The organism is Hyphomonas oceanitis SCH89 (assembly GCF_000685295.1).
GTDB lineage: Bacteria > Pseudomonadota > Alphaproteobacteria > Caulobacterales > Hyphomonadaceae > Hyphomonas > Hyphomonas oceanitis.
Genome location: NZ_ARYL01000079.1, coordinates 1 through 4,350, shown reverse-complemented (window position 1 = coordinate 4,350; position 4,350 = coordinate 1). Strand labels below are relative to the sequence as shown.

Genomic DNA, 4,350 nt, shown 5'->3' with positions numbered 1-4,350 from the left:
CGGGTCCGCTTCTCATATCCATGCATGCCTTTGCCGCGCTTTGCATCCGCCTGCCGTCCCTGTCAGTCTTTGAGCGCAAAAAGCGGTATCGCGACGCCGTCCAGGTCTTCGCGTTTTGTTGCCCCGAAGTACCGGCCATCGAGCGACTCCGGATGCGCATTCAGCAGGAAAACTTCAGTCTCCGAGAGACACATACAGCCCTGCCAGTCCGGAAGTTTTCGGCCTGAAGCGTCGATGAGATGCGCGCTGGCAATAGCGTTACCATTGATCGTTATGATCTGGCCATGCCGGCAGATTTCATCTCCGGCAATGCCCGCAATCCGCTTTAGCAGTGGCCAATCCCTGCCAACAAAGCCCTGCGCTTCTGCCCACTGCGCATCCGCGCTACTGGCCGAGACAATGACCCATCGGCCAGGGGTGAATGGGTCATTGCTCCGCCAGTATAGCCCTTCTGGCGCGCTCCCTGTCCGGTTCCAGATCAGGTGATCTTCAGAATCAAACAGGCCGCCAAACAGGGCAAGACAAAGCCCAGCGCCGGTTATCCAAAGGACGGGATATTTCATTCGGGTTTCGGGAGGCGCTGCGAGGTCGAGATATAGGCATGGCGCTCTGACCATTTCATGAGGCCGGGCTTGGGATAGAAGACGCGCGCACCATGCTTGCGATAAACGGGCCCGCGCCCCTCACATCGATAATGATCCAGCGTTGAGCGTTTCAGCCGCAGAAACCTCGCCGCTTCTTCAACGCTGAGCAGCTCCGGCCAGCCATCATCGGTCTCTTCCTGTCGCTTGTCTTTCGTCATCCTTCGCCACTCCTTTTCGTTTCGTGCGATGACAAAATCTTGGCCAGCGCTGCCGCTTTCTGGAGAGGGAAAATGCCCACGGCGCGTTTTCTCCCGGCCGGTTTACCATGCGCAAGCATGGCAAAAGCCGCCCCGGAGAAGATCTCCGGGGCGGCTCTGTGGTGATGAAATTGAAGCCTAGTCCCGCGGGTTCCAGAGGATCACGTGGCGGCCTCTCTTGCCTTTGACGGGGGCGAGATTTGCGTAGATCTTGCGCGGACCGATCTGCGGATCTGCGAGAGTGATCGAGACATACTCGCGTCCCGATGCTTTCGCCTTGCGCATCCAGCCGCCACCGATTTCGGTCGACGTTTCTCCGGCGAAGATGCGATAGTCGGGCTGGCCGTCTGCGGCCTTCTCACCATTCTTCTCGATGCGGATGGGGCTTGTGAGGTTCATCATTGCGAGGGCGCCTTCGAAGCCGGTTTTGGTCTCAGAGACATATCCGAGTGCGTTTGCCATTGTGTAATTCCTTTCGTTTTTGCGCTTGTCTCGGAGACCCCTTGTCCCCGTCGACGCCGGACCGAAAGGACGGCGCAGGACGGGTTTGAACCGCTTGCGGGCGAAACATAGTGCAGCACCGGCACGGCGATGAATTTTGATCCGCGAGGAGCCGCAAAGCGGCGGGGAAAATTCTTGCGACCGGGCCGGTTTCATAGCCCGGCAGGCGTCGTCCAGGTCACACGGCAAGAGACGGGAACAAGGGGTCCGATACGCGAGGCCACAAACCGGATGGAACAGGACTGGCAGACAGTTCCGTATGCACGGCGATACCCAAAGCCGGGGCGATTTTTTACGCCCTCATCCATGAAGCACCCCTAACAAAGGCACCTCAGCATGGGAGACTAATACGAAAGCCGCCCGATGCATGGCACCGGACGGCTCCTAATCCGCCTGAAAAGGAGACTGAGTCCTCAGGCGGCGTCTGGCTCTGCGAAGGTCTCTGAATCTGGCTGCGCATTGTCCCGGCCATCCTCGAACAGACCGGCAATCCGGGCCCAGGCATCAGCAGGCGCAGACCCCGACCCTTCCACAAGGCGGGTTGGCGGCACCTGCATCCAGCCCGGTCGCCAGTCGGGATTGGGCTCACACCCCTCACCAGCAATCCGGTTCCCGATGAGCGCCTTCTGTACTTTGGCCGTATCGGTGACGCAGGTGGCCACCAAAGCGTCAGACCCGATATCGGCCACCATCGCATTGATCGCCCGCTTGTCACGGCAGAGGTCGAAGAAGGCGGGTTCCGGCTTCCAGCAGGCTGACAGGTCCGTCTCGCAAACATGCAGAACGGCTTCAACCACCGGCCCACCTGTTTCCAGCGTTTCAGCCATGGTGTAGGCCAGAACCTCCCCCACGTCCGCGTCCGACATGGCGAGCAAGGCGGCGAAGATTTCACAAAGGCGATAGGCGTCGCCATTGCGGCGGGTCTCTCCGGACACGTTCATGGCCTCGAACAGGCTGGCAATGCGCTCCCGTTTGGCCGCCATGTCGGCGGCAGCTGTCGATGCCTCAAGGCTCGCCCGCGTGGCGTCTTTCCGGCTGCTGCATTCATGCGCCCGGATCGTCCAGAGCGCGCTGCCGGTCATGGCATGGCCCACCATCAGGCGCAGCGCGATAGCGGGCTGGGCGACGAGGCTCGCCTGCGCCGCCCCATGGCGGTGCAGCAGGATATATTCAGCAAGCGGGCCGGACATTTCAGGTTTGACGGGCGCTGAGGACGGGTCGTCTCCGCTGCGCTTGTCTTTCGCCCATCGCCGCGCCTCGGCCTGTGAGATAAAGCCTTCATGGATGGTCACGCTGCCGTCATGGCGAAGCTCGACGAACACCTTTCCGCCCTGCTTCTTCGTCGTGGTCACATGGTCCCAGCGCTGGAAATACTGCCCCCGCTCAAGGCAGACCACGTCCTTCCAGCCTTCGGCGAGATAAGCCTCGATACGCTGCGCGACGGCTGCGGCTTGCGCGGTCCAGAAAGCATCCGCGTCTGCGAACACGCCATGCTCGCCAAACAGGTCGGCGGTTATCAAGCCCTCATAGCCCGCCAGTTCAAACAGGGCCTTATCAGTGGTGATAATCGCCCCGCCCGTGATCCACGCCTTGCAGTTCCGGCCCATCGGCGCGCGCGCGTCCTCACTATCGAACAGGCGAAGCCATTCTGCCTGTTGGTCTTGCGTCGCGAGCGTCAACGCCCGGATCGTCTCGCGGTCGATCTCGTCTTCGGCATAGAGTTTGCGGATTGGCTCGGCGAGCGAAGCCAGCGCGAGAACTCGCCGCACCAAAAGCACGGTAACCCCGAAGAAGGCGGCGATGTCCTCGACCGCACGGCCTTCATCATGCATGCGCTTGAAGGCTGTGTATTGCTCCATTTCCGAAGCTGGCAGGCGTCCGACATTCTCGATTACGGATGCCGCAATGGCACTGGCGGCGTCTTCTTCGCGCATGATTGCGCACGGCACCATGGGCGCCTTACCCGTCTCCTTCTCGATCTCTTTCAGGGCGAAGAACCGCCGCCGTCCGGCAACGACGCCGTAATGATCGCCTTCACGGCGCACCAGCAACGTCTGGCGAATACCGCTCTCACGAATGGACGGCAGGATATCGGACACGTCCGGCTTCTTACGGCTGTGGCGCATATTGAGTTTGGAGATACGAAGCTGATCGAGGGGAATGTTCTTGAGCGTTGGCTGGGCCATGGCATGGGCCTCCTTTGTTGAATTGATTGAAGAGGACAGGCGCGCACTCATGTGCGCGCCCCGAGATTAGAGAGGGTCACACAAAGACGCTGCGCAGCCCGGCGACCGATCGCGATGACGTCGGGAAGAAGGTCATCTGCGACGTCCGTCAGATATGCATTATCCGAGCCCGGATAATTGGCTTCGACGCCCCAGAGGCTGATGGCATGTTCGTCCAGTATAACACCCTCCAGCGATACCGAGAGGACAATGCCGCAATAGAACCAGTCATCCCGCCGCCATGCCTCCATGATCGTCTCGGCTTCGGCCTGCGCCTTGGCAAAGCGCTCTCTATGGTTTGGGCCCGGCCCGATGAACCCCGGCGCGTCCTTGTAAAGGGATGGCCAGAATCCGTCCTGGCGCTGGTCCGGCCCATCCGGGCTATCGTCGCAAACGATGCGCGCGACGACCCGGAACCCGCCCTGTTCGCAAGCGATGCAATCGCCCTCGCATACGAAGTCAGAGAAACGTTCTGTAAATGCCATGGCTCAGCGGCTCCAGAACACGTGGACTTCATCGAAGCCCGTCTGGAACACCATGATCTCACCATTGAGGGCCATGTCGCGGGCAAGCGCTGTCCAGTCGATGTAATAGTCGAGCGAAGCCGGGATTTCTGTTCCGGTCTCCCGCATGAATTCCTCAGCGAAGTCTGCGGCGCTGCGATATTCTCCGGCATAATCTTCGAAGGCCGCACGGGCCTGCTTAAGGTCATCGCCGAAATGCCGGTACAGCTTCGCGCCAATCTCGCCATGCTCGCCAAGAAAGTCGGCAAGGTCACAGACG

General features: G+C 60.5%; 6 protein-coding genes. All 6 read right to left on the bottom strand.

What is annotated here, in order from left to right; translation table 11 throughout:
* Nucleotides 1–62 precede the first annotated feature (62 nt).
* Nucleotides 63–563, bottom strand: a complete 501-nt coding sequence (locus HOC_RS20030; RefSeq protein ID WP_035542141.1) for a S26 family signal peptidase — start codon at nucleotides 561–563, stop codon at nucleotides 63–65.
* The gene (locus HOC_RS20025) at nucleotides 560–802 is read right to left on the bottom strand and encodes a helix-turn-helix domain-containing protein (protein ID WP_035542139.1); all 243 of its coding nucleotides are present in this window, start codon (nucleotides 800–802) and stop codon (nucleotides 560–562) included. Before HOC_RS20025 ends, HOC_RS20030 begins: the two co-directional genes overlap by 4 nt.
* A 177-nt stretch (nucleotides 803–979) precedes the next feature.
* A complete protein-coding gene (locus tag HOC_RS20020; RefSeq protein ID WP_035542136.1) occupies nucleotides 980–1,303 on the bottom strand; it encodes a DUF736 domain-containing protein in 324 nt (107 codons plus the stop codon).
* A 452-nt stretch (nucleotides 1,304–1,755) separates the two neighbouring features.
* A complete protein-coding gene (locus HOC_RS20015; RefSeq protein WP_084146506.1) occupies nucleotides 1,756–3,528 on the bottom strand; it encodes a ParB/RepB/Spo0J family partition protein in 1,773 nt (590 codons plus the stop codon).
* A 47-nt stretch (nucleotides 3,529–3,575) separates the two neighbouring features.
* On the bottom strand, nucleotides 3,576–4,052 hold the full coding sequence (locus HOC_RS20010; RefSeq protein ID WP_035542133.1) for a hypothetical protein: 477 nt from the start codon (nucleotides 4,050–4,052) through the stop codon (nucleotides 3,576–3,578).
* A gap of 3 nt (nucleotides 4,053–4,055) precedes the next feature.
* Nucleotides 4,056–4,350, bottom strand: a 295-nt coding sequence (locus HOC_RS20005; protein WP_035542131.1) for an antirestriction protein ArdA, incomplete at its 5' end; no start/stop codon positions are given.